The sequence below is a fragment of the Planctomycetota bacterium genome (genome assembly GCA_016872555.1).
In the GTDB taxonomy this organism is placed as follows: domain Bacteria; phylum Planctomycetota; class Planctomycetia; order Pirellulales; family UBA1268; genus F1-20-MAGs016.
This window is the reverse complement of record VGZO01000030.1, coordinates 14,894-39,206: the sequence shown is the minus strand read 5'-3', so window position 1 is coordinate 39,206 and position 24,313 is coordinate 14,894. Positions and strand designations below refer to the sequence as shown.

The 24,313-nt window shown below is 71.4% G+C and carries 16 protein-coding genes; 13 read left to right on the top strand and 3 right to left on the bottom strand.

All coding sequences use genetic code 11. From position 1 onward, the window contains the following. Nucleotides 1–12: 12 nt before the first annotated feature. The gene (locus FJ309_11205) at nucleotides 13–978 is read left to right on the top strand and encodes a sugar phosphate isomerase/epimerase (protein MBM3955165.1); all 966 of its coding nucleotides are present in this window, start codon (nucleotides 13–15) and stop codon (nucleotides 976–978) included. 26 nt (nucleotides 979–1,004) lie between these two features. On the opposite strand, the gene FJ309_11200 is transcribed toward FJ309_11205, so the two are convergent. Beyond that, nucleotides 1,005–2,198: an ATP-binding protein gene (locus FJ309_11200; protein MBM3955164.1), complete on the bottom strand. Its 1,194-nt coding sequence runs from the start codon at nucleotides 2,196–2,198 to the stop codon at nucleotides 1,005–1,007. Nucleotides 2,199–2,383: 185 nt separating this feature from the next. On the opposite strand from FJ309_11200, the gene FJ309_11195 reads away from it, so the two are divergent. The 5 genes from FJ309_11195 to FJ309_11175 all read left to right on the top strand — a co-directional run bounded on the left by FJ309_11195 (nucleotide 2,384) and on the right by FJ309_11175 (nucleotide 7,506). Continuing rightward, nucleotides 2,384–2,962 (top strand): Uma2 family endonuclease, encoded by a 579-nt coding sequence (locus FJ309_11195; protein MBM3955163.1) that lies wholly within the window; start codon nucleotides 2,384–2,386, stop codon nucleotides 2,960–2,962. Continuing rightward, complete coding sequence (locus tag FJ309_11190) at nucleotides 2,962–3,615, top strand: DUF1559 domain-containing protein (protein MBM3955162.1); 654 nt, start codon at nucleotides 2,962–2,964, stop codon at nucleotides 3,613–3,615. The genes FJ309_11195 and FJ309_11190 overlap by 1 nt, the downstream gene beginning before the upstream one ends. Nucleotides 3,616–3,774: 159 nt before the next feature. Further along, nucleotides 3,775–5,232 (top strand): PhoPQ-activated pathogenicity, encoded by a 1,458-nt coding sequence (locus FJ309_11185; protein MBM3955161.1) that lies wholly within the window; start codon nucleotides 3,775–3,777, stop codon nucleotides 5,230–5,232. Nucleotides 5,233–5,741: 509 nt separating this feature from the next. Next, nucleotides 5,742–6,848 (top strand): DUF1559 domain-containing protein, encoded by a 1,107-nt coding sequence (locus FJ309_11180; GenBank protein MBM3955160.1) that lies wholly within the window; start codon nucleotides 5,742–5,744, stop codon nucleotides 6,846–6,848. 184 nt (nucleotides 6,849–7,032) lie between these two features. Beyond that, complete coding sequence (locus FJ309_11175; GenBank protein MBM3955159.1) at nucleotides 7,033–7,506, top strand: carboxypeptidase regulatory-like domain-containing protein; 474 nt, start codon at nucleotides 7,033–7,035, stop codon at nucleotides 7,504–7,506. On the opposite strand, the gene FJ309_11170 is transcribed toward FJ309_11175, so the two are convergent. After that, nucleotides 7,493–8,404 carry a prepilin peptidase gene (locus FJ309_11170; GenBank protein MBM3955158.1) on the bottom strand — a complete coding sequence of 304 codons (912 nt, stop codon included), beginning with the start codon at nucleotides 8,402–8,404 and terminating at the stop codon, nucleotides 7,493–7,495. The two genes, FJ309_11175 and FJ309_11170, sit on opposite strands and share 14 nt — an antisense overlap. A 261-nt stretch (nucleotides 8,405–8,665) precedes the next feature. On the opposite strand from FJ309_11170, the gene FJ309_11165 reads away from it, so the two are divergent. The 7 genes from FJ309_11165 (at nucleotide 8,666) to FJ309_11135 (ending at nucleotide 22,662) form a co-directional block, all read left to right on the top strand. Then, on the top strand, nucleotides 8,666–9,991 hold the full coding sequence (locus FJ309_11165; GenBank protein MBM3955157.1) for a DUF58 domain-containing protein: 1,326 nt from the start codon (nucleotides 8,666–8,668) through the stop codon (nucleotides 9,989–9,991). After that, nucleotides 9,852–12,353 carry a transglutaminase domain-containing protein gene (locus FJ309_11160; protein ID MBM3955156.1) on the top strand — a complete coding sequence of 834 codons (2,502 nt, stop codon included), beginning with the start codon at nucleotides 9,852–9,854 and terminating at the stop codon, nucleotides 12,351–12,353. Before FJ309_11165 ends, FJ309_11160 begins: the two co-directional genes overlap by 140 nt. Continuing rightward, entirely contained in the window at nucleotides 12,350–13,300 is a 951-nt protein-coding gene (locus FJ309_11155) for a MoxR family ATPase (GenBank protein ID MBM3955155.1), read from the top strand. Before FJ309_11160 ends, FJ309_11155 begins: the two co-directional genes overlap by 4 nt. 206 nt (nucleotides 13,301–13,506) lie before the next feature. Further along, complete coding sequence (locus FJ309_11150) at nucleotides 13,507–14,814, top strand: DUF1501 domain-containing protein (protein ID MBM3955154.1); 1,308 nt, start codon at nucleotides 13,507–13,509, stop codon at nucleotides 14,812–14,814. A gap of 98 nt (nucleotides 14,815–14,912) precedes the next feature. Further along, nucleotides 14,913–17,390 carry a peptidase gene (locus FJ309_11145; GenBank protein ID MBM3955153.1) on the top strand — a complete coding sequence of 826 codons (2,478 nt, stop codon included), beginning with the start codon at nucleotides 14,913–14,915 and terminating at the stop codon, nucleotides 17,388–17,390. Nucleotides 17,391–17,477: 87 nt separating this feature from the next. Further along, a complete protein-coding gene (locus tag FJ309_11140; GenBank protein MBM3955152.1) occupies nucleotides 17,478–19,877 on the top strand; it encodes a DUF1549 domain-containing protein in 2,400 nt (799 codons plus the stop codon). A gap of 52 nt (nucleotides 19,878–19,929) precedes the next feature. Further along, complete coding sequence (locus FJ309_11135; GenBank protein ID MBM3955151.1) at nucleotides 19,930–22,662, top strand: hypothetical protein; 2,733 nt, start codon at nucleotides 19,930–19,932, stop codon at nucleotides 22,660–22,662. Between the two features lie 96 nt (nucleotides 22,663–22,758). Here the strand turns inward: FJ309_11135 and FJ309_11130 are convergent, their stop codons facing one another. Further along, the gene (locus FJ309_11130) at nucleotides 22,759–24,147 is read right to left on the bottom strand and encodes a DUF1501 domain-containing protein (GenBank protein ID MBM3955150.1); all 1,389 of its coding nucleotides are present in this window, start codon (nucleotides 24,145–24,147) and stop codon (nucleotides 22,759–22,761) included. Nucleotides 24,148–24,313: the final 166 nt, after the last annotated feature.

The window sequence follows — 24,313 nt, the reverse complement described above, 5'->3', positions numbered from 1 at the left end:
GGGCGCGACGGCATGCGACACGGTCGACGACCGCGGCAGACAACCGGGCGCTCCGCTCCGGCGGCCGTGCAGCGGCGCCGCCTGCTGGCCGCAGCGCTGCTGGCCATACCGCTGGCGCGGGCCGACGAACAGCGCGCGGCGCGGATCACGCTCGGCATCGGCACCTACGGCATGCCATCGCTTTCCCCGGCGGCGGCCGTCGATCTCGTCGCCGACACCGGCTTCGATTCGATCGAGATCGCGGTCCTCACCGACTGGCCGACGGCACCCGAGCGGCTCACCGCCGTCGACCGCCACGACCTCCGGGCGCGGCTGGCCGGCCGGGGCCTTGTCCTCTCGGCGCTGATGGAAAACCTCCCCCCGGCCACCGACGAGACGGCGCACCGCATGCAGCTCGATCGGCTCGTCCGCGCCGCGGCGCTGGCGCGCGACCTCGCCCCCGACCGGGTGCCCCTGGTGCAGACCGTGCTTGGCGGAGGGCGCTGGGACGACGTGCGCGCGCTGCTGCTCGACCGCGTCGGCGCCTGGCGCGACCTCGCGGACCGCGACGGCTTCCGGATCGCCGTCAAGCCGCATCGCTTCGGCGCGATGTCGACACCGGCCGAGGGGCGCTGGCTGATCGACCAGCTCGGCGGTCCCGGATCGGTGGGGCTGGTGTTCGACGCCAGCCATCTCGTGTTCCGCGGCATCGATCTCGCCGCCGCACTGGCGACGGCAACGCCGCGGCTGTTCCACGTGGCGGTCAAGGACGCGGCCGAGGCGGATGGGAAGGTGGGCTTCGAGCTGCCCGGCACGACGGGCACCCCCGACCACGCCGCGACGCTTCGCGGCCTCGTCACGGCCGGCTACGGCGGCGACGTCTGTTGCGAGGTGAGCAGCCAGGTATCGAAACGCACCGGCTACGACGCCGCGGCAGCGGCCCGGCAGTGCCACCGCGCCATCACCGCCGCCTGCGTCGCCGCGGGGATCGCGCGGTGACGGCGAGAAGACGACGGACCTTCCGGTCAGGTGGCGGCAGTCGCGAAGCCGGCGGCTTCCTCGACCGGCAGGGCGAACACGGGGACTGGATCGCCGGACGAGAGACGGTGCCGGTGGGCCGTGCGGCAGATCAGCGCCATCCGCTGCACACGGCCGCGGGGGAGTTGATCGCCGACCCTGCGGAGGCGCGCCGCGTCGGTGCCCGACGGCGTCTCGGCCCACTTGGCGTCTGCGAGTGCAAACCTGCCGCCGGCGTGGATGAGAAAGTCGGCTTCTTTCGTCCGGTCGCGCCAGAAGTGCAACTGCCGGCCGGATCCGGCATCGGCGAGGGACTTCCGCAGTTCGGCACAGACGAAGGTCTCCCACAGCGGCCCGACCAGCGGCGAGCCACGGAGCTCGGCGACGCTGCCGATTCCCGTCAGGAACGCCGCCAGACCGGTGTCGCGGACGTAGAGTTTCGGCGTTTTCACCAACGCCTTGCCACGGTTTGAGAACCAGGGCTCGAGGAACGACACGATCGAGCCGCGCTCGAGCAAACCGAGCCACTCTCCGGCGGTCGACCCGGCGACTGCGACATCGCGGGACAACTCGGCGCGGTTGACCAGACAGGCCGTGCGCAGCGCCACGGCACGGACGAAACGCTCGAAATCGCGGAGGCTACCGACACGGAGCTGGCTGCGGAGGTCGCGCTCCAGGTAGGTGGCCACGTAGGCGTGCATGAACTCGACAGGTTCGATCGCCGGATCGGCGTGGAGCTCGGGAAAGCCGCCGCGGAGGATGACCTCCTCGATCCCCACGTCCGGCCGGGCACGGCGGATCTCGGCGAGCGACAGGCCCTCGACCTCGACGATCGCCGCCCGCCCGGCCAGTGACTCCGCCACTCCACGCATCAGCGTGAAGGGCTGCGAGCCGGTGAGGATGAATCGCCCGGGTTCGCCGCGCCGCTCGTCGACGGCGCGCTTCAGGTACCGGAACAGCCCGGGCGCGTACTGGACCTCGTCGATCACCACCGGCGGCGGGTGCGACTCGAGAAACGTCGCGGCATCGTGTTCGGCCTGCGCGGCGATGCTCGGGAGGTCGAGCGACACGACGCGATGGTCGGGAAACAGCCGCCGTGCCAGGGCCGTCTTGCCGGTTTGCCGCGCGCCGGTGAGGACGACGACCGGGCGCGTCGCCGCGAGTGAGTGAATCCTCGGCTCGATCGAACGCTCTATCCACATCGTGCAAATCGTAGGCTGAAATCCTACGATTTGCAATCAGCGAGGGGCGGCCTCGGCGGCGGCGAACGTGGTAGTCTCCCGACTGCCAGGCCGGCAGGTCGTCGCCCCATGAGCCCTCCGCGCGGGATCTTCCGCGGGGCGACTCCCGCGCGGCGCGTCCACGCAGTTCCCGGACCAGTGCCGCCATGAGCACCGCACCCCGCTACGAACCGCGCTCTACGGTCGCCGACTGGCGGCAGTGGGAGGGGCGCTGGGAACTGTGGAACGGCTTGGCCGTCGCGATGACCCCGAGCCCGTTCGGACGGCACGCCAAGGCGCTGACCGACGCGGCGGCAGCATTCAAGTACGCCGTCGATGACGCCGAGAATCGCCCCGGGGGCTGCCGGGCGACGGTCCTCACCGAGATCGATTGGATCGTGGCCCATGACACCGTGGTCCGCCCCGACCTGGTCGTCGTCTGCGGGGGCGTGCCGGAGCGGCACGTCGAAACGGCACCGGCGATCGTCGTCGAGATCCTCTCGCCGGCGACCCGCGAGCGGGATCTGACCGTGAAGAAGGACCTGTACCTGGACCAGGGTGTCGCGTGGTACGTGGTCGTCGATCCCGACGACGGCACGGTCGAGCTGTTCGAGCGCGTCGCCACCGGTGCGACCGCGCGGTGGACAAGCCACCCTGTCGGCAGCGGTACGGCCGACATCATGATCTGCGACCGCTGCCGGGTGACCGTCCCCCTCGCCGCGCTCACCGCGGCACGAGGTGCCTGATGACACGCTGCGCCGTCCGCCGCCGTGGCGTCTCGCTCGTCGAGCTGCTCGTCTGCCTGGCGATCATCTCGATCATGGTGTCGCTGTTGTTTCCGGCGATCCAATCGGTCCGTGCGGGGATGGCACGGGCCGAGTGCGCCGACCACAAGCGGCAGCTGTCGCTGGCCCTCGACATGTTCTGCGACTCGAGCCGGGGCGTCCTGCCGCCGCCGCCGGCGCCCCCCAACCCCGGTGGCTGGGCGCGCGAGATCCTCCCGTTCATGGAGGAGCGGGCGCTGTTTCAGGCCCTCGACGTCCGTCTGCCCGTGGCCGCGCCGGCCAACGCCACCGCCGCGCGGACCCGGCCGCCGATGATGCGCTGCTCGTTCGCGCCGTGGCGCGACAGCGACGTCGCCGGCGTCGCGCCGAGCGATTTCCTGCTGGTGGTCTCCCCGAACAACCCCGGCAGCCAGCCGCGCCGCCCCGGCCCACGGCGAACGAAGGACTTCTCGGCGTTTTTCTACCACGCCCCCAAGGACGCCACCGCCCCGTGGCCGGCGTCGGTCGAGATCGACCTGGAGTCACTGAACCGGCGCCACGCGGTCGACTGGCCCGTGTGGCATCCCCCGGCCCCGTCGACCGGCCTCGGGTCGCTGACCGACGACGGCCTGTGACGCGCCGGCGCGCACCCCTCGGACCGAAGGCCGCTTGCCGAACAAGCGCGTTGAAGTTGAAGAAGAGAGCACGCGGTAGCCCGCTATACTCCGCGGGAATGCGGGCGGCGGTGCGCGTCGCCCGCCGGGTTTCGCGGCAATCCACTCGGGGAGGTTCGTATGGTCGCGGCACGATGGATGGCGTGGGGCTTGATCGTGGCGGCAGGGTTCGCGGCCGCCGCCGGGCGCGGGTGGAGCCAGGCGGTGGTCGAGGCCGACCTCGCCACGGCGATCGACGACTACGTCGCCCGCCCGGAGGCGGCCTACGGCTGGACGGTGGAAAACACGTTTCCCGGCAATCCCTCGAAGACGTTCGTGATCAAGCTCACGTCGCAGACATGGCGCGGCCCCGAGGAGGTCGATCGCCCCGTCTGGCAGCACTGGCTCACGGTCGTCAAGCCGGAGTCGCTCAAGACCGACAAGCTGTTTCTCTTGGTCAGCGGCGGGGCCAACGACCGCGGCCCCCCCGACAAGCCCAACCAGGTGATCGCGCAGATCGCCCAGGCCACCGGCAGCATGGTGGCCGAGCTGCGGATGATTCCCAACCAGCCGCTCGTGTTCCACGGCGACGGCGTGCCGCGCAAGGAAGACGACCTGATCGCCTACTGCTGGGATCAGTTCCTCGACAGCGGCGACCCGACCTGGCTGCCGCGGCTGCCGATGGTCAAGAGCGTCGTCAAGGCGATGGACTGCCTCCAGGAGTGGTCGGCCAAGGAAGGGGCACCGGTGGCGAAATTCGTCGTCGCCGGCGGCAGCAAGCGCGGCTGGACGACCTGGATGGCGGGCGTCGTCGACAAGCGCGTCGAGGCGATCGTCCCGATCGTGATCGACGTCCTCAACGTCGACGAGTCGATGCGCCACCATGGCGCCGCCTACGGCTTCTGGGCCAAGGCGCTGGGCAACTACGTCCAGCACGGCATCGTCCAGCGCCCCGACCATCCGCGGATGCAGGACCTGCATCGGGTCGAGGATCCGTTTTCCTACCGCGAGCGGCTGACGCTCCCCAAGTACATCGTCAACGGCAGCGGTGACCAGTTTTTCCTCCCCGACTCGTCGCGCTTCTACTACGCCGAGCTCCTCGGGGAGAAGCACATCCGCTACGTCCCCAACACCGACCATGGCGTCGACGGTTCGTTCGACGCGGTGACGAGCATCGTCGCCTTCTACCAGATGCTGATCGCCGGCAAGCCGCGACCGGAAGCCGCCTGGACGTTCACACCCGACGGGTCGATCCGCGTGACGAGCGCCGTGAAGCCCAAGTCGGTCACGCTCTGGCAGGCCCACAACCCCTCGGCACGCGACTTCCGCGTCGACACGATCGGCAAGACCTGGACGAGCACGCCGCTCGAGGCCGGCGCCGACGGGGCCTGGACAGGCAAGGCCAAGCCGGCCGACAAGGGATGGACGGCGGCGTTCGTCGAGCTCGCATACGAATCCGGTGGCCTGTTTCCTTTCAAGGTGTCGACCGCCGTCCGCGTCACCCCCGACACGCTGCCGTTTGACGGGCTCGACCAGAAGACCTTGCCCTGGGAGGGGGACCCGGGGTTCGTGCGGCCGGCCGCCCGAGGCGCCGAATAACGCGAAAAAGCGGCGATTCGAGGTCTCCTGTCGCGGCGCGGATTCACGGCCACGACACGGCCGGGGTGGATGGGCGGAAACGGGGACCGGTAGGGAACCTGTGTCCCGGACCCACATGACGCCACCGATCCATTGCAGCAATTGTCCCGACTCCGTATAGTGAGGGGTGGGGAAGGGAATGGTGGTCGTCCGCATCCGTGGGTCGGCGTGCATCGAGAGCGAACGCACACGCGATGCACTGCGTACGACACCTCGGTCGTTGGCCGACCGCTCACGAAATCTGCCAACCAGGGGCATCTCCGCCGAGCTCGGTTTCGACCTCAACGAAGCTCACCATCCGATTCGATGAAGATTCGATGAAACTGTCGTCCATCCGCGTCGCCTGCAAAGGTCGTCGCGGTGTCGCCCGGCTCTCCACCATTCGGTGAACCTCCCGGGCTGGTCTCTCGTCAGCGATTTTTTCTTCATTACCTGTCCTTCATTCCGCTCCGGAGAAGAGGAGTCTCATCATGAATCGTCCCCGTCCTGGCTCACGGGCCGGCTTCACGCTCGTGGAGCTGCTCGTGGTCATCGCCATCATCGGCACGCTCGTCGGTCTCCTCCTGCCCGCCGTCCAGGCGGCGCGCGAGGCTGCCCGGCGCTCGGCCTGCTCCAACAACCTCAAGCAGCTCGGCCTCGCGTATCACAACTACGAAGGCAGCTACAAGGGTTTCCCCACGTGGAACCGTCACTTCTCGCAGGCCGAGCTGAACGCGCTGTCCCCGCCGGCGCCGTTCGCCAATGCTTCTCAGGACACGCGCCGTGGCTTCGCCGCCAACGGTCAGGTCCTGCCGTTCATCGAGGAGGCGACAAGGTTCGCCCTGTTCGATACCAAGCGGCCGCTGGTCGATCCCCGCAACCTGCCCTCTCCCTATCCGGGCGCGACGGTTCCCGCCTCGAGCCGTGAGAACGTCCAGGTCTTCATCTGCCCGTCGACGCCGAGCGACAAGAGCGACTACGGGCCGTGGGGGCAGTCCGGCGGCCTGCCGGGTTGGCCCCCTTTGTACAAGCTGGGACGGACCGACTACGTGCCGACCCGCGGCGTCGCCGGCAATCTCGCCGCCTGTTCCGGCTTGTCCAACGCCAACCTGGACAACGGCATGCTGGGCGCGTCTGACGCCGATTGCTCGGGACTCAACTGCCCGACGCTCGAGCGGACGCCGCGGATCAAGCTCGCCGCCGCCACCGACGGCACGTCGAAGACGATCCTGCTGGCCGAGATCGCCGGCAAGCAGGAACGCTACTTCATGGGCAAGCTCGTCCCGGCGTCGGTGGTCGACGGCATCAACGACCGCGGCGTGTCGGGGGAGCCGATCCACTTGAACTCGTTCTGGGGCGATTGGAACACCGCCCGCCGGATCCAGGGCTACAGCGGTGCCGACGCGACCATCCCGTCGCAGGCCGGTTGCTCGGCGATCAACATCCTTAACCGCGACGGCATCTATTCGATGCATCCGGGTGGCGCGATGGTCGTCCGGGCCGACGGGTCGGTGAGCTTCCTCTCCTCCGAGACCGCGGCGAACATCGTCGTGGCGATGATCACCCGCGACAGCGGCGAGAACTTGGCGATGGACTGATTCACCGGGGTCGCCGACCGGCCCGCCCTGGTCGATTCCATGGCGGTCGGTTGTGTTTCCCCTGTCAGAGCGTGAACAATACGCCCGCCCGTCCGGGACCGCGCGTCCCGGACGGGCGGGCCGCTTTCCCGGAGCCTGTGAGCCGAGTCGCTGCGTTCGTGTCGTCCCCGAGGGAGCCGTCGCCATGCACCGTTTCGTGACTTCTCATCCCCTGTCCGGTCGCTGCCATGGCGGATCGGTGGTGACGGCACTCGTCGCCGCGGCCGGCCTGGCACTCGCCGGCTGCGGTGGCCCGGCGAGCGAAAAACTCTATCCGGTGACCGGCCGCGTCACCGTCGATGGCAAGGCACCCGAAGGCGTCGTGCTGCTGTTTCACCGGGAAGGGGCGCCGGGCGACGTCGGCACGGGGACGACCGATTCAAGCGGTTCCTACAAGGTGGTGTTCAAGACCAATCCCGGCCTCCCCGCCGGAAAGTTCAAGGTGACCGCCTCGTGGCCCGATCCTGCCAAGAGCAAGTTGCCGGTCAGCATGGGAGCGACGCCCGACATCCCCGACCTGCTCCGCAGCCGGTACGCCATGCGCGACCGTTCGGAGATGTCGGTCGAGGTCAGCGCCTCGACGACCGAACTGCCGACGATCGAGCTCAGCACCAAGTGAGCGCGACGACCGAGGCCTGCGCCGCGCCGAACAGAAATCCGTGAATCCAGCGCCACGCCACGAGGTGAATCGTGGCGGAGGCGAGAAACAGCCACGGCGCCGGAAGCGGCAGCCACGGTGTCGATCGCGATGCGAGGCGGTCGGCCGCGACCAGCCCGGCCATCACCAGGGCGGTTCCCACGACGGCCTGCCATCCGCACGCCGCCCCCCACAGTGCCAGGCAGGACGCCGACCACCATGACGGGCCGATCGACCGGCCGGCAGCGCTGCCGACGACACCGCCGACCGCGAGACCGACGAGTGCCACGGCCAGACCTCGGGAGAGCCAAGGTGGCCCCGGCATGTCTCCCGGGACGAGCGGCACGGGATGGAGCCACGGCCACGCAGTCGTCACCGCGACCACCAGGCCGAGCATCGTCGCCAGGTGGCGGGGCGGAAGCCGGCCGCCGTCGGTGGCGACGAGGGTCCAGACCACCAGGACCACCATCACGCCGACGTGGAACAGGAACAGGCCGATCAGGTCGAGACGCGGGTAGAGGATGACCCACGCCAGCCCGGCAAACAGGTTCGGGGGGCGGACCGGGAGCGTGGCGCCTCCGGAGAGCAGCTCGCACTCCCACAGGAGCAGTGCAAGACCACCACAGATCGCCTCGACGATCGGATAGCGGGGGGAGATCTCCGAGCCGCAGTCGCGGCAACGCCCCCCGAGCCGCAGCCAGCCGAGGACCGGAACGTTGTCGCGGGCGCGGATTCCATGGCCGCAAGCCGGGCAGTGGGAGCGGCCGTGGAGCGGCGAACGCCCCAGCGGCAACCGGTGGACGACGACATTGAGGAAGCTTCCGATCGTCGCCCCGAGAGCGAACACGCCGGCGGTCAGCAGCGCCTCGACGAGCCCCATCCGTACTTGCTCCGCCGCCGACTCCTCGACGAGGCGGCGTACGGGGCGGGCGCTCGCGTCGACCGCCACGGCGACCGGACGAAGCAGCGGCAGCCCGATGCACAGGGTCAGGACCGCGAGCACCAGCGGCCGGTCGGAGTGCCGCTCCGCCGGGGACGGCAGGTGGGGGAGGCCGGGCTCCGGGTCGTTCACCGCCGCGTTCTCCGGACCGATGCCGGCGGCCGCATGGTGCGGCCCGATCGCTGACCCCGCCGGCCCCGCATGATACGATGCGCTTGTGCAACCACGTTGCTCGTGCAGACTGGTTGTCGATCCTCGTTGGCAGGGTTCACGATGCGGCTCCAGGTGCAGGCCCTCGGCGCGGCGCTGGGGCGCCTCCTGACACACGATTTCTGCCCCGGCGCCAATCGCTGGGTGTACTGGATGAAAAAGCCGATCGCCAGCCTTTCACTGGCGCTGGCGGCGGCCGTGTTGTGCGCCGTGTTCGTCAAGCCGATCGCGCTGGTCGCCGCGGTGGCGATCGGCGTCGTCGTGGCGCTGGGATATGCCTGGCCGTCGATCGCGGTCCGCGGCCTGTCGGCCACGCTCCGCTTCCAGCAGCCGCGCGTCGTCGAAGGAGACGTGGCCCGCGCGGAGGTAGCGGTCCGCAACTCGTGGCCATGGCCGGTGTGGGGAATCTCCCTGGAGGGCGATCTGGGGGGGCCGGCGAGCGTGGCCCTGGCGCGCATCGCGGGACTGTCGACGGCGACCTTCACCTGGGAGTTCGTGCCGCGGCGCCGTGGCTGCCATCCGGCACTGCCGCTGCGTCTGGTGACCGGGTTTCCGTTCGGCCTGCGGCAGGCGAGCCGGACGGTCGCGACGGCGCGCCCGATCCTCGTCTGGCCGCGGACGGTGCTCCTCGAGACGCTCCTCGACGCGGCCGAGACGCGCCCGTCGAGCGACCTCGTCTCCGAGTCGCGCGCCGGCGAGTCGGGCGATGCCATCGGCACGCGCCCGTTCCGCGACGGCGACTCACTGCGGCGCGTCCATTGGCCGCTCACCGCGCGCGGCGGGACGATGGTCGTCAGTGAGAGGCAGGCGCCGGTCCTGTCCGCGGTGCGGATCGTGTTCGATCCGGAGCCGGCGCTGCACGAGGGGGAGGGGCCCGACGGGACGCTCGAACATGCGATCCGGATCGCCGCCAGCATCGCCACCGCCTACCAACGCCAGCACGCCGCGGTCGAATGCTGCTTCGGCCACACCACCCTTCGCGTCGCCCCCGGTGAAGCCGGGCTGCGCCGCTTCCTCGACGACCTCGCCCGGTTCCTGCCACGGACCGACCGCGACGACTGCCACCACGGCACCGCGCCGGGGTGCCGTCGGATCCACCATCGAAACTGCGGCGTGTTCCAGGTTTCGATCGTCAGCCGACGGGCGCTGACGCGGCGCGTCGAACACCGCCACGTCCATGGCGACCGGCTGTGGATCGTCATCGACAACGACACCGCCGGCCCGCGGTCCCCCCTGCCGGGCCGTAGCCTGTGGCTTTCGGGCGACGTCGCCGACAGCTTCCGCCGCGGCTGGAGGAACCTCTGCCATGCCGGCTGAGACGACGCCCCCCGCACCGGCCACGGGCACCAGGCTGCTCGCCGTGGGGCTGGCCGTGGTCGCCGTGGCGACGCTCGAGGCGACGGGGCTGTTCGTCGACGGCGCACGGGATGTCTTCGCCTTCGGGGCCGCGGCTGTGGCCGGCGCGGTCGGCCTGTGGCTCGGGGCCCGGACGGTGGCCCACGCCCCCTGGCTGGGGCGCACGCCGCGGCAGCGGCTCGCCCTCGTGGCCTGCGGCACGGTGGCGGCGTTCGCGGCCGAGGTCGCGGTCCGCCTCGCCGTCGAGGCACCCCTGCCGGTCGAGAAACTCCCCTTGGCGCTGTTCCGCAACGCGGTCCTGCTGCTCGCCCTGTTTTCGCACCATGCCGATGCCCAGCGGATCGGCGGAGTGCTGGCGACGTTCCTGGTGATCTTCGCCTCGGCGCTGGCCGGCCATTTGTGGATCCAGGGGCTGGTCGTGGCCTTCGCGCTGGTCGGGGTGTGGTGGCTGATGGGGAGCTACTGGGAGAGCCTCGACGGTCAGCTCGTCGCCAGCGCCCACCGTGGCGTGCCGCGGCCATGGCTGGTCGCCCTACCCGTGACGCTCCTCCTCCTGCTCCTCGCGCTCCCGGTCGCCGGGAGACAGATCCACGCCCTCGACGGATTCATGCCGACCTCGGGCGGTCAGGACCGCGGTGCTCCCTGGGCGAGCTCCGGTGTCGGTGACGGCGACGACCTCGTCGCCGGCCTTGACAACATCAAGAGCTTCGCGCCGATCGACGACGCGCCCTTCATGACGTCGCACGAGCCGGCGCTGTACGACATCTTCAACGACACCTACAACGAGCCGCGGAAAACCACGCAGCAGCAGCGTGCGATCAGCCTGCCACCACAGACGGCGCAGGTTCCGGAGCGCCATGATGCGGCTACCGCCAGCCGCGCCAGCCGCGAGTTCTCCCTGGTGCGCAAGCCGGGGCGCCCCGACCGCCGCGCGATCGGCGACGTCGCTTCGCCGGCGGTGTTTCACGTCAAGGGACGAGTGCCGCTCCACCTGCGACTCGAGTCGTTCGACCGCTACGACGGAGTCGAGTGGCATCCCGAGCCCGAGCCCGCGCCGGCCGACGGAGTCCTCGTTCCCCGGCTCTCGATGGACACCGTCCACGGGCGCCCCTGGCTGCGGATCGAGTCGGTGGTCACGCTCAACGGCTACGGTCCGCCGGAAACCCACGCCGTGAAGATCGTCAACCTCCAGAGCAACCGGATCCCGGCCCCCGCACGCCTCACCGGCGTCCACGTCGACAAGCTCGGCCAAGCCGATTTCTTCCGTTGGGCGCAGCCCGGGATCCTCCGGCTCGACCGCGATACGATCCCGTCGCTGACCCCGATCCACCTCCAGACACGCGCCGAGAGCCTGCGGGCCCGCGACCGCCTCCCGCTGTTCGCCAACTCCGGCCCCGACTCCTACCGGCAGTGCGGCGACGATCCCGAATCGCACCGCGTCCGCGAGCTGGTGGCGTCGTGGGTCGCCGACCTGCCGCGCGGCTGGAAGCAGATCGACCGAGTCCTGGAACGGCTCCGCACCGACTACGTGCTCGATCCGGAAGCCCGGGCCGGCGCCGACACCGGTCACGCCGTGGCCGACTTCCTCCTCCGCACGCGCCGCGGTCCCGACTATCTGTTCGCCTCGGCCGCCGTGGTGGCGCTGCGCGGTCTCGGCTATCCCGCACGGCTCGTGAGCGGGTTCTACGCCCGTCCCGAACGCTACGATCGCCGCGCGGGTCACACCGCCGTGCTCGCCGACGACGTCCACGTCTGGGCCGAGCTGTTCCTGGCGACGGGAAACTGGGTCACGCTCGAGGCCGCGCCCGGCTACGAGGTCCTGCGTCCACCGCTGTCGTGGGGCGAGTGGGTCGCCGCCGCAGCCCACGGGGCCCTCCGCGCCGTCGCGCGGAACCCGCTGCTCGCGGTGCTCGCGGTGGCGACGCTCATGGCCGCGGTCGTCCTGCGGCGCCGTTTCGTGGACGCCGTCGATGCAGCGGTGCAACGGCTCCGGCCGACACCCTCGGGGCGCGACGCGGTGCGGGCGCTGGTCGCCAGGCTCGACCGGCGCTGCCGGCGGGCAGGAGTGCCTCGGCCTCCCCATGTCACACTTCCGCGCTGGCTGGCGGCGCTCGCCGCGGCATCGGAATCCGATGCCGTCGGCGCCGCGGAGGCCCTCCGCTACTTCGAGACCGCGCTCTACGCCCCGGCCGGCATCGACATCGGGGAGCGGGCCGTCCGCTCCGCGGCGGCCGTCTCCGAGACCTGCTGGTCATGGGCGCGGCTGCGCCAGCGCGCCAGCGTGCCGACGCCACTCCTTCCCACCCCGGGAGCCCGACGATGACCGCGACGACGATGCCCCGTCTGGCCGCCGACGACCGGGTGGCGATCGATGCCGTCCGCCTGCGCCTCGAGGTGGTGCTCAAGGGCAAGCCCGGTGTCATCCGCCGCGTCCTCGAATGCCTGCTGGCGCGCGGCCACCTGCTCCTCGAGGACCGTCCCGGCCTCGGCAAGACGACGCTCGCCAAGGCACTCGCCGATGCCCTCGGCGGCCGTTTCGCACGGCTGCAGTGCACCCCCGATCTCCTCCCCAGCGACATCACCGGGTTTTCGATCTACAGCCAGAAGACGCAGGAGTTCGAGTTCCGCCCCGGTCCGGTGTTCGCCGAGATCCTGCTCGCCGACGAGATCAACCGGGCCACGCCGCGGACGCAAAGCGCGCTGCTCGAGGCGATGGCGGAGCGGCAGGTGACCGTCGACACACGGCGGTTTCCGCTGGCCGAGGCGTTTTTCGTGATCGCCACGCAAAACCCACACGAACAGCATGGCACCTACCCGCTCCCCGAGGCGCAGCTCGACCGGTTCGCGATGAAGCTCGAGATCGGCTACCCCGCCGCCGACGACGAGGTGGCGATGCTTGCCGCCGCGATCGAACACCCCGACCGACCACACACCACCCCCCCCGCGGCCCTGCTCGCCCCCGGTCAGCTCGACCGCATCCAGGCCACCGTCGCGGCGGTCCCGGTGGCGACCGACGTACAGCGCTATCTCGCCGAACTCGCGCGCCGGTCGCGGAGCCATCCCGGGGTGAGTCTCGGGGTGAGCCCCCGCGGACTCCTCACATGGCAGCGCGTCGCCCAGGCACGGGCCTGGCTCGAAGGACGCGGATTCGTCAGCCCTGACGACGTCCAGCAGGTCGCGGAGCCGGTGCTGTCGGTCCGGCTGGGCATCGAGGTCGGCGAGGCCGGGGCCGTGACCGACGAATTGCTCGGCAGCGTGGCCGTGCCCTGACGCATCCCGGCTGTCTTCCCGTGGACGCGGAACGTGTTCGCACGAAGGGTGTTGCGCGCGGCGGTCGTGCCGCGCCACCCCGCCCTGCGGGGGTTTTTTCTCGACAGCGCTTTCTCCGTGTGGCAGACTTTCGGGCCTGCGTCAGACCGTGATCCCCCGCCCTCTCGCACCGCGCACTCGGCGCGGCCCCCCCCCGGAGCAGTCTGATGAAGTGCACCGGCAACTGGCTCGATCGCCGAGGATTCCTTTCGGTGGGCGTCGCCGGCGGACTGGGGATTACGCTCGCCGACATGCTGCGGATGGAGCAGGCCCGGGCCGACCTCAAGAACTACGAGAGCAAGGAGGGGGTCGCCAAGAGCGTGATCTCGATCTTCCTCCCCGGCGGCATGGCCCACCAAGAGACGTTCGATCCCAAGCCGTTCGCCCCGGTCGAATACCGCGGCCCGCTGGGGAGCATCGAGACGGTCGTGCCGGGTGTGCGCGTCGGCGAGGTGCTGCCGCACACCGCCAAGGTGGTCGACAAGCTCGCGATCTGCCGGTCGATGACGCACGGCGAGGCGGCCCACGAGCGCGGCACGCACAACATGTTCACGGGCTACCGGCCCAGCCCGGCGCTCCAGTATCCGAGCATCGGCTCGGTGGTGGCCCACGAGTTCGGCCCGCGCAACAACCTCCCCCCCTACGTCTGCATCCCCAACCAGCCCAACGAGTTCGCCGGCACCGGCTACCTGAGCAGTTCCTACGCCGGGTTCTCGCTGGGGAGCGACCCCGCCGACGGCAATTTCCAGGTCCGCGACCTCGCCCTCCCCGGCGGCGTCGACGCCGGGCGCTTCGACAAGCGCCGCAAGATGCTCGACGTCGTCAACGGCTACTTCCGCGCCAAGGAAAAGAGCGATTCACTCGACGCCCTCGACACGTTCTACGACCGTGCCTACAGCCTGATCAGCTCGGAGAAGGCCCGCGAGGCCTTCGACATGACGAAGGAACCCGACGCGATCAAGGACGAGTACGGCCGCAACCAGGCGGGGATGCGGATGCTCCTGGCCCGCCGGCTGGTCGAGGCGGGCGTCCGGTTCGTGACGCTGACCTACGGCGGCTGGGACATGCACGACAACATCGCCGGGAGCATGAAGGGGCAGATGCCGGTGCTCGACCAGGGGTTCGCGACGCTGATCCGCGACCTCGACCGGCGCGGCCTGCTGGCCTCGACGCTGGTCTGCATCAGCTCGGAGTTCGGCCGGACCCCGAAGATCAACGGCACCGCCGGCCGCGACCACTGGCCGAAAGTGTTCAGCGTGGTGATGGCCGGCGGCGGCATCAAGCAGGGGCTCGTCTACGGATCGAGCAACGCCACCGCCAGCGAGCCGGAGGACGACCCGCTCACCGTCGAGGACTGGGCGACGACGATCTACGACCGGCTCGGGATCGTCGCCGACAAGGAGCTGATGGCCCCCGGCGACCGCCCGATCGAGATCGTCGACGGCGGCAAGGTGCGGCGCGACCTGGTCGTCTGACGCCTGTCCGCCGCCGCTGCGGCGGTCTGCGGGCGTCGGTTTCCCTCCCCCTTCCTTCCCCTGGAGCGCGACGCGGCGGTCTCCGTCGTACGACAGCCATGCAACCGAAGCGGGGCCTGGTGGGGTGCCACTGGATCGCGGTGGCGATGGCCGGCGTGGCCTGGGGACTCGGTGCGGCGGACGCCCTGGCGTCGTTTCCGCAACTGAGCGTGATCCTCCCTCGCGGCGTCCAGCGCGGCGGCCAGCGCGAGCTGCTCTTCCAGGGGGCGCGGCTCAAGGACGCCGAGGAGCTGCTGTTCCACGCCACCACCCCCGACGCCCCGGCCGGGTTCGTCGTCACGGCACTGACCCCCGTCGACGACAATTCCTTCAAGGCCGTCGTCGAGATTCCGGCCGATTGCCGGCTCGGCGAGCACCTCGTCCAGGTGCGCTGCAAGTCCGGGATCTCCGACTTCCGCTCGTTCGTCGTCGGCGCGCTGCCGGTGGTCGACGAGATCGAACCCAACGGCGCGCTCGACGAGGCCCAGGCGATTGTTCCGGGCACGACCGTCCATGGCGTGGTCACCAGCGAGGACGTCGACCTGTTCGCCATCAAGGTGGCCAAGGGGCAGCGGATCGCCGTCGAGGTCGAGGCCCTGCGGCTCGGCAGCCACCTGTTCGATCCGGCGATCGCGATCCTCGACGGGCGGCGCTTCGAGGTGGCGAGTGTCGACGACGCCGCGATCGCCCAGCAGGACGGCGTGCTCTCGATCCTCGCCCCCGACGACGGCACGTACTACGTCCAGGTCCGCGAGACGAGCTACGCCGGCGACGGCAACTGCCGCTACCGTCTCCACGTCGGCTCGTTCCCACGCCCGACGGCCGTCTACCCGGCGGGCGGCAAGGCCGGCGACACGACGGCCGTGACTTTTCTCGGCGACGCCGCCGGGCCGATCCGCCAGGACGTCGCCGTGCCGGCGGCCGGCAGCGTACTCAAGCTGTTTCCCACCGACGGCAGCGGGATCTGCCCGTCGCCGTTGCCACTGCGGATCTCGGCCCTGGGCAACACGCTGGAGCAGGAGCCGAACAACGACCTGCCGGTGGCCACCGCCGCGGCAGCGGAGACCGCCTTCAACGGCGTCGTCGAGACCCCCGGTGACGTCGATTGCTTCCGCTTCGCCGGCACCAAGGGCCAGGCGGTGGCGATCGAGTGCTACGCGCGCCGGATCCGCAGCGGCCTCGACCCGGTGATGAACCTGTTCCACGCCGACGGCCGGGCGATCGCCGGCAACGACGACTCGCGCGGCCCCGACTCGTTCCTCCAGCTGCAGCTGCCCGAGGACGGCGACTACGTGGTGCGGATCACCGACCACCTCGGGCGCGGGCGGCCCGACTTCGTCTACCGTGTCGAGATCGAACCGGTGAAGCCGAGCCTCGCCCTCTCGATCCCGCGCGTCGACCGCTACTCCCAGACCCGCCAGCAGATCGCCGTGCCGCGCGGCAACCGCTACGCCGTGCTGGTCAACGCCACCCGGGCCAACTTCGGCGGCGAGCTGGTCCTCGAGCCGGGGCAGCTCCCCTCCGGCGTCACCGTCCACGCCCGGCCGATGCCGGCGAGCGTCGCGCAGATGCCGGTGGTCTTCGAGGCGGCCGCCGACGCCCCCGTCGCCGGCGGCCTGACGGTCCTCGAGGCCCGGCCGACCGCCGACGAGCCGAAGATCCGCGGCCGCTTCGAGAACTTCGCCGACTTCATCCTCGGCCCCCCCAACAACGCCGTGTATTACGGCGCCCGCGTCGACGCCCTGGCGATGGCGGTGATCGAGGCGCTGCCGTTCCGCATCGAGATCGTCCAGCCCAAGGCGCCGCTGGTGCGCAACGGCTCGATGAACCTCAAGGTCGTCGTCACCCGTGCCGAGGGCTTCGCCGGAGCGGTGACGGTCGAGTTTCCCTTCCGTCCGCCGGGGATCGGCGCGCCGCCGTCGATCACGATCGCCGCCGACGCCACCGAGGGGCTCTGCACGCTCAATGCCGACGCCAACGCGGCGCTGGGCAACTGGCCGGTCTACTGCATCGGCCAGGCCGACGTCGGCGGCCCGGCCTGGGCTGCCTCACAGCTGGCGAGCCTCGACATCGCCGAGCCGTTCACGACCGCGACGCTCGCCCGCGCCTCCTGCGAGCAGGGGCAGCCGGCGCAGATCGTCTGCACGCTCGAGCAGAAGGCGCCCTTCGACGGGGAGGCGGTGGCCCGGCTCCAGGGCCTGCCCCCGGAGACGAGCGCTCCGGAATTGAAGTTCACCAAGGACACCACGCAGCTGGTGTTCGACGTGGCGACCTCCGACAAGAGCCCGGTCGGCAACCACAAGACGCCGTTCGTGGAGCTGATCGCGTCGGTCGCCGGCGAGCCGGTCCAGGCGCGCGGCGGCCAGACCGAGCTGCAGATCGCCGCCCCGACCAAGCCCGCCGCTCCCTCCGCCGCCGCGCCCCAGGCGGCAGCGCCCCCCCCGCCCGCTCCCGAGGCGGCCCCCGCCAAGCCGCTGTCGCGCTTGGAAAAGCTCCGCCAGCAGGCCAAGGGCCCAAGCCCCTCTCCCGCCCCCTGACCGCCCGTTCAACCCCACCCGAACCCCGCCCCACCTCACCGGATCCCTCCCGTGACCTTCGCCGTCCGCGTGCTTTCGCTCGTCGCCATGTCGCTCACGGCCCTTGCCGCCCCGGCGCTCGCCGACGGTCCGGCGCTGGTCGCCGTCGACGTCCATCCCGCGACCGTGCAGCTGGCCGGGAGCCGTGACCGCCAGTCGCTCGTCGTCCAGGCCACCTACGCCGACGGGATCACGCGCGACGTCACCGCCACGGCGACGCTCACGGCCGCCGATCCGGCGATCGCCGCGCTCGACGGCCGTGTCGTCCGGCCGGTCGCCGACGGGACGACGACGATCGCGGTGAGCTTCGGCGACCGCACGCTGTCGGTGCCCGTCACCGTCGCCCGTGCCGCGGAAACGCCGCCGCTGAGCTTCAAACTCGACGTCATGCCGGTGTTCATGCGCTCCGGGTGCAACACCGGCAGTTGCCACGGTGCGGCGCGCGGGAAGGACGGCTTCCGCCTGTCGCTGTTCGGCTTCGACCCCGACGGCGACCACCACCGGCTGACGCGCGAGATCGCCGGCCGCCGCCTCAACCTCGCCCTGGCGGCGGAGAGCCTGCTCCTCGAGAAGGCGACCGGCACCGTGCCCCACAGCGGCGGCGCGAAGATCAAGGTCGGCGACCCCGCCTACGCCACGTTGCTCGAGTGGCTCGAGAAGGGGGCGGCCACCGATCCCGGCCCGGTTCCCGCCGTGACGAAGGTCGAGATCTTCCCGGCCGGCGCCGTCCTCGACGGCGCGGGGGAGACGCAGCAGCTCACCGTCCGCGCCATCTACGCCGACGGCAGTGACCGCGACGTCACCCACCTCGCCGTGTTCCTCACCGGCAACGACAACTCCGCCGCGGTCTCTCCCGACGGGCTGATCACCGCCAAGAACCGCGGCGAGGCGTTCGTGATGGCACGCTACGACACGCACACGGTGGGGATGGACGTGATCGTCCTTCCCAAGGGGCTGTCGTTCACGTGGGCCGATCCCCCGGCCGCCAACGCCGTCGACACCTTCGTCAACGCCAAGCTGCGGAAGCTGCGGATCAACCCCTCGGAGCCGTGCAGCGACGAGGAGTTCCTCCGCCGCGTGTCGCTCGACATCTGCGGCGCGCTGCCCACCGCCGACGAATACCGCTCGTTCATGGCGAGCACCGATCCCGACAAGCGTGCCCACCTCGTCGATTCGCTCCTGGCGCGGAAGGAGTTCGTCGAGATGTGGGTGATGAAATGGTCGGAGCTGCTGATGATCCGCACCGCGCAGCAGATCAGCTACAAGGCGATGCTCCTGTACTACAACTGGCTCCAGGAGCGGATCCAGGCCAACGTGCCGATCGACCAGCTCGTCCGCGAGCTGCTGTCGGCCAGCGGCGGGACGTTCACCAATGCCGCGACGAACTACTACCAGAACGAGACCGACACACTGAAGGTGGCCGAGAACGTCGCCCAGGTGTTCCTCGGGATGCGGATCCAGTGCGCCCAGTGCCACAACCATCCCTTCGACCGCTGGACGATGGACGACTACTACGGGTTCGCCAATTTCTTCGCTCAGATCGGCCGCAAGCCGGGGGAGGATCCGCGCGAGACGGTGGTCTTCAATTCCGGCGGCGGCGACGTCAAGCACCCGGTCGGCGGCCGTGTCGTGCCGCCGAAGTTCCTCGGCGGCGCCTCCCCCGACCTCGCCGGCCGCGACCGCCGGGCGGCGATGGCCGAGTGGCTCACCGCCCCGGACAATGCCTACTTCGCCCGGAACCTCGTCAACATCGTGTGGGCGCACTTTTTCGGCCGCGGCCTCGTCGACGAGGTCGACGACGTCCGCGTCAGTAATCCGTCGGTCAACGAGGAACTGCTCGACGACCTGGCGCGGCGGTTCGTCGAATCGAAGTACGACTTCAAGAAACTCGTCCGCGACATCTGCACCTCGCGGACGTACCAGCTCTCGACCGCGACCAACGAGACCAACGCGACCGACGAGCGCAACTTCTCCCACGCCCTCCTGCGGCGCGTGCGGGCGGAGGTCCTCCTCGACATGGTCTCGGCCGTCACCGACACGAAGAACAAGTTCTCCGGGCTGCCGCTCGGGGCCCGGGCCGTGCAGATCGCCGACGGCAACACGTCGACCTACTTCCTCACCACCTTCGGCCGGGCGACGCGCGGGAGCGTCTGCTCCTGCGAGGTGAAGATGGAGCCCAATCTGTCGCAGGCCCTGCATCTTCTCAACGGCGACACCGTCCAGGGCAAGATCCAGGCCGGGGGCCTGGTGAAGCGGCTCCTCGACGCCGGCCAGTCGCCCGAGCAGGTGATCGAGGAGATCTACGTCCGCGCCTTGTCGCGCCGGCCGACCGACACGGAAAAGGCCGATCTGCTCGCGCTGGTGACGGCCGAGGCGAATCCGCAGCAGGCCCTCGAGGACGGATTCTGGGCGATCCTCAACTCGCGCGAGTTCGTCTTCAACCACTGACGCCCGGCACCGGCGCGCTTTGACGGTGGCGCCGCATCCCGCAGGTGACCCGATGAGGTTTCCCTCCGTTCTCCCCCGGTTCGCCATCGCCGCCGCGCTCCTCGGTGGGGCAGCGCCCGGCCATGCCGCCGACGGCGAGAAGGTGACGTTCGACGACCATGCTCTCCCGGTCTTCCGCCAGCGCTGCGGCACCTGCCACAACCCCGACAAGAAGGCCGGCGGGCTCGATCTGACCACGTATCCCGGCCTGATGGCCGGCGGCGGCTCCGGCGCCGTGGTCGAGGCCGGTGACCCGTCGGCGAGCTATCTGTACCAGCTCGTGACGCACTCGAGCGAACCGAAGATGCCCCCCGATTCGCCGCCGATCCCCGAGGCGGAGGCGAAGATCCTCGAACGCTGGATCGCCGGCGGGATCCTCGAGAACAAGGGGAGCAAGGCGGCGGCGCCGAAGAAGAAACCGATGCTCGCCGCGACCGACGCCGCCCCGTCGCAGCGCCCGGCCGTGGTCCCGCTCCCCGCCCGGCTGCCGCTCGAGCCGGTGGTCCGCACGGCGGCCGACGGCGCCTGCTGCTCGATCGCCACCAGTCCCTGGGCGCCGCTGGCGGCAGCGTGCGGTCAGAAGCAGATCGTCCTGTGGCGCACCGACACCGGCCGGCTCGCCGGCATCCTCCCCTTCCCCGAGGGCCGGCCGCAGGTGGTGGCCTTCAGCCGCTCCGGCAGCCTCGTCCTCGCCGGCGGCGGGCGCGGCGGCGCCAGTGGCCGCGTCGTCGCCTGGAACGTCGAGGATGGCCGTCGGGTGCTCACCGTCGGTGACGAGCTCGACACGGTCCTCGCCGCCGACATCAGCGCCGACCACGCCCTGGTCGCGCTCGGCGGCCCGCAGAAGGTGGTGCGGATCCACTCCGCTGCCACCGGCGAGAAGCTCCACGACCTGCGCAAGCACACCGATTGGATCACGGCGCTGTCGTTCAGCCCCGACGGCGTGCTCCTGGCGACCGGCGACCGCAACGGCGGCGTGATCGTCTGGGAGGCGGCCACCGGCCGCGACTACCTCGTCCTCGGCGGCCACGGCGCGAGCGTCACCGCGCTCTCCTGGCGGCCCGACTCCAACCTCCTCGCCAGCGCCAGCGAGGACGGCACGATCCGCCTCTGGGAGATGGAGAACGGTGGCCAGATGAAGAATTGGAACGCCCACGGCGGCGGCGTGGCGGCGCTCGAGTTCACGCGTGACGGCCGGCTGGTGAGCGTCGGCCGCGACAAGACGCCGAAGCTCTGGGCGCAGGATGGCAACCAGCAGAAGGCCTTCGAGGCCTGCCCCGACCTCGGCCTCGCGGCGTCGTATTGCGACGAGACCGATGCGGTCGTCGTCGGCGACTGGACCGGCGCGATCCGTGTCTTCAAGGGGGCCGACGCCGTCCGGCTCCCCGACCTCTCCACGAACCCCCCCACCCTGGCCGAACGGATCGCCGCCGCCGAGAAGGCCGTGGCCGACACCGCCCCGGCGGTCGAGCCGGCGGCGGTGGCCGCAGCCGCCGCGGCCGCCAGGCACGGCGACATGCAGCGCGCGTTCGCCGGGCTCATGTCCGAGCGCGACGCGGCCATGGCGCGGCTCACCGAGACCGAGAAACAGGCCGAGGCCGCCACCGCGGCGCGGGCCGCCGCCGAGGCTGCACGGGCGGCTTCGACCGCGGCCCTGGCGGAGGTGGAGGGGCAGCTCACCGCGGCGGTCGAATCCCATTCCACGGCGTTGGCCGCGCTGGCCGCCGCGCCTGGCAGCGCCGACCGCGCCGCCGTCGCCGCCGGCGAGGTCCGCCTCCGCGCCGAGCGCGAGCGCCGCGCCGCGGCGGCCGCCGACAGCGCCGCCCGCGAAGCGGCGCTCGGCGCCGCCGATGCCGCGCTGACCGGCATGAACGCCGCCCGCGACGCCGCCCGGACGACCGCCGACTCGATGGCCGCCCAGGTCGGGGCGCTCGAGCCGGAACTGGCGTCTCTCCGGGCGGCGGCTGACGCCGCCGAGGCAGCCCGTGCCGAAGCCGCGGCGCGGCTCGACACCGCCCGGGCCGAACTGGCCCGGTGGCAGGACGAGGGGGCGTTCGTGGGGCGCTACCGCGAATTCGCCGCTGCCGTCACCGCCGCGGAGGAGGTGCTCCGCCAGGCGGAGCAGGCGGCAGCCGACGCGGAGGCGAAGGTCGCCGCCGACGAGGCGGCGCGGCGGGCGATGACCGACGAGCGCACCGCGAACCAGAAGGAGCTCGAGACCCTCGTCGCCGCCGTGGCGACCGCGGAACAGGAACACCGGGCGTTGCTCGAACGCGTCGCCGTCCGGCAGACCGAATTGGCCGCCGCGCAGGCCACCCTCGAACGCCTCGCCACCGCCGCCGGCCTCCTCGGGGCGGCCGCCACGCAGGCCCAGGCCGCGGCCGCCGCGGCTCCCGGCGATGCCGAGTTGGCCGCAGCGGTGAAAGTCCTCGGCGACACGATGGCCGCCAAGGCCGCCCAGATGAAGGCGATGCAGGAGGCCCTCGCCGCGCAGACCGCCGAACGCACCGCCTGGGAGCAGGAGGCCGCCGGTCGGGTCGAGGTGGCCGCCAAGGCGAAGGCGGCGATGCCGGTCGTCAGCGCGAAGATGGCCGAGATCGACGGTCGGATCGCCGCCGCCGCCGCGGTCGTCGCCGAATCGACCGCGGCGCTCGAAGCCGCCCGCGCCCAGGCGACGGCGAAGCAGGCCGAGGTCGACGCCGCGCTGACGGCGTTGCGGACGTTCCAGGGGATCACGGCGAAGTGAAAGGCGCGCGCCGGCTGCTCCTCGCTGCGGGGTGCAACGGTCCGCACTGGCCGCGCCCGTCGCCGCGCCCGGGGCGCCGGCGTGCCCGACCGGCCGCTACCCGACCAGCTCCGCCAGGGGCTCACCACCGGTGACCAGCGCCAGGGGCCGGCCGAGGCCGTCGCGGAACTCGGTCGCCGGGGCGATCCCGAGCAACTGGAAGATCGTCGCCGCGAGGTCGGGGGGACGGACGGGGCGGAGCGTCGGCTGGGCGCCGTGGGCGTCGCTCGCGCCGATCACCGCGCCGCCGGGGAGGCCGGCGCCGGCCAGCGCCACCGAAAACACGCTCCCCCAGTGGTCGCGGCCGCCGGAGGGGTTGATCCGCGGTGTGCGGCCGAACTCCCCCATCGCCACCACCAGCGTGTCGTCGAGGAGGCCGCGTTCGGCGAGGTCGTCGAGCAGTGCCGCCAATGCCGTATCGAACGACGGGCAGAGGACGCGCTCGAGCCGGCCGGCGTTGTCGACGTGGGTGTCCCACAGCGGATTGTTGGAGGTCGTGTCGCCGGGCTCGCGCGGGTAGTTGACCTGCACGAGCCGGACCCCCGCCTCGACCAGGCGGCGGGCGAGGAGCACGCTCTGGCCGAACTTCGTCCGGCCGTAGCGGTCGCGCGTCGCCTCCGTCTCGCGCTCGATCTCGAGCGCCCGGCGCGTGGCGCCGGCGGAGAGCAGCTCGAACGCCTCGTGGCGCACGCGCTGGGCCTCGAGCAGCCCCTGGCTGCCGGCAATCGCCAGGCCGTCGAGAGACTCGAGCAGGCCGCGCCTGGCGCCGAGGCGACGGACGGCCTCGGCGGGCACCGACAGCCCGTCGATCTCGAGGCGCGCCGCCGACGGGTCGCAGCGCAGCAGGTGCGGATGCCAGGCCGCCCCCATGAAGCCGCCATTCTGGCCGGGCCAGGGGATGGCGGGGTTGTTGACGAGGCCTTCGGGGATCACGACCGCGTCGAGCGGGCCGTCGTCGGCCGGCCGCAGCGCTCCCACCGCCGCGGCGATGCTCGGCCAGTCGGCGGCGCTGGCGGGGACGTTCTCGGCGACGCTCGCCGGCTCGTGGCCGGTGAGCATGAAGCAGCCGCTGGTGGAATGGGAATGGATCCCGGTGGTCATCGAGCGGATCACGCACAGCCGGTCGGCGCGCCGGGCCAGCCGCGGCAAGAGCTCGCAGAACGCCACCCCCGGCACGCTCGTCGATACCGGCAGGAACGGCCCGCGGATCTCGACGGGGGCCGCCGGCTTGGGGTCGAACGTCTCGTGCTGCGGCGGACCGCCGGCGAGGAACAGCACGATGCAGTTGCGCGCCCGGGCAGTGCCGGCCGGCGCGGCCGCACCGGCGACCTTCCGCCGCGAGACGAGGTCGCCGAGGCTCACCCCCAGCGCCCCCAGGCCGCCGATCCGCAGCACCTCCCGGCGGGGGACGGGACCGCGGCAGGGATGAGGCAACCGACCACCCACGGCACACCCCCTCGACCGCGACCCAGTGCCCGCACGGGCCGCCGCTGCCCTGCCGCATCACGGCCCGATTGTACCCCTCCCGCGCGCCCCCTCCAGGGCAAAACCACGCTGTTTTCAGCCTCGGCGTGATCGGCCGCACCGCACCCTTCCCGCCCCGGGGTCGGCC

Bases quoted from the DNA above. Each gene is read 5' to 3' on its own strand.
- FJ309_11205 (MBM3955165.1), top strand. From the start codon at position 13: ATGCGACACGGTCGACGACCGCGGCAGACAACCGGGCGCTCCGCTCCG.
- FJ309_11200 (MBM3955164.1), bottom strand. From the start codon at position 2,198: ATGTGGATAGAGCGTTCGATCGAGCCGAGGATTCACTCACTCGCGGCG.
- FJ309_11195 (MBM3955163.1), top strand. From the start codon at position 2,384: ATGAGCACCGCACCCCGCTACGAACCGCGCTCTACGGTCGCCGACTGG.
- FJ309_11190 (MBM3955162.1), top strand. From the start codon at position 2,962: ATGACACGCTGCGCCGTCCGCCGCCGTGGCGTCTCGCTCGTCGAGCTG.
- FJ309_11185 (MBM3955161.1), top strand. From the start codon at position 3,775: ATGGTCGCGGCACGATGGATGGCGTGGGGCTTGATCGTGGCGGCAGGG.
- FJ309_11180 (MBM3955160.1), top strand. From the start codon at position 5,742: ATGAATCGTCCCCGTCCTGGCTCACGGGCCGGCTTCACGCTCGTGGAG.
- FJ309_11175 (MBM3955159.1), top strand. From the start codon at position 7,033: ATGCACCGTTTCGTGACTTCTCATCCCCTGTCCGGTCGCTGCCATGGC.
- FJ309_11170 (MBM3955158.1), bottom strand. From the start codon at position 8,404: ATGGGGCTCGTCGAGGCGCTGCTGACCGCCGGCGTGTTCGCTCTCGGG.
- FJ309_11165 (MBM3955157.1), top strand. From the start codon at position 8,666: ATGATACGATGCGCTTGTGCAACCACGTTGCTCGTGCAGACTGGTTGT.
- FJ309_11160 (MBM3955156.1), top strand. From the start codon at position 9,852: ATGGCGACCGGCTGTGGATCGTCATCGACAACGACACCGCCGGCCCGC.
- FJ309_11155 (MBM3955155.1), top strand. From the start codon at position 12,350: ATGACCGCGACGACGATGCCCCGTCTGGCCGCCGACGACCGGGTGGCG.
- FJ309_11150 (MBM3955154.1), top strand. From the start codon at position 13,507: ATGAAGTGCACCGGCAACTGGCTCGATCGCCGAGGATTCCTTTCGGTG.
- FJ309_11145 (MBM3955153.1), top strand. From the start codon at position 14,913: ATGCAACCGAAGCGGGGCCTGGTGGGGTGCCACTGGATCGCGGTGGCG.
- FJ309_11140 (MBM3955152.1), top strand. From the start codon at position 17,478: ATGTCGCTCACGGCCCTTGCCGCCCCGGCGCTCGCCGACGGTCCGGCG.
- FJ309_11135 (MBM3955151.1), top strand. From the start codon at position 19,930: ATGAGGTTTCCCTCCGTTCTCCCCCGGTTCGCCATCGCCGCCGCGCTC.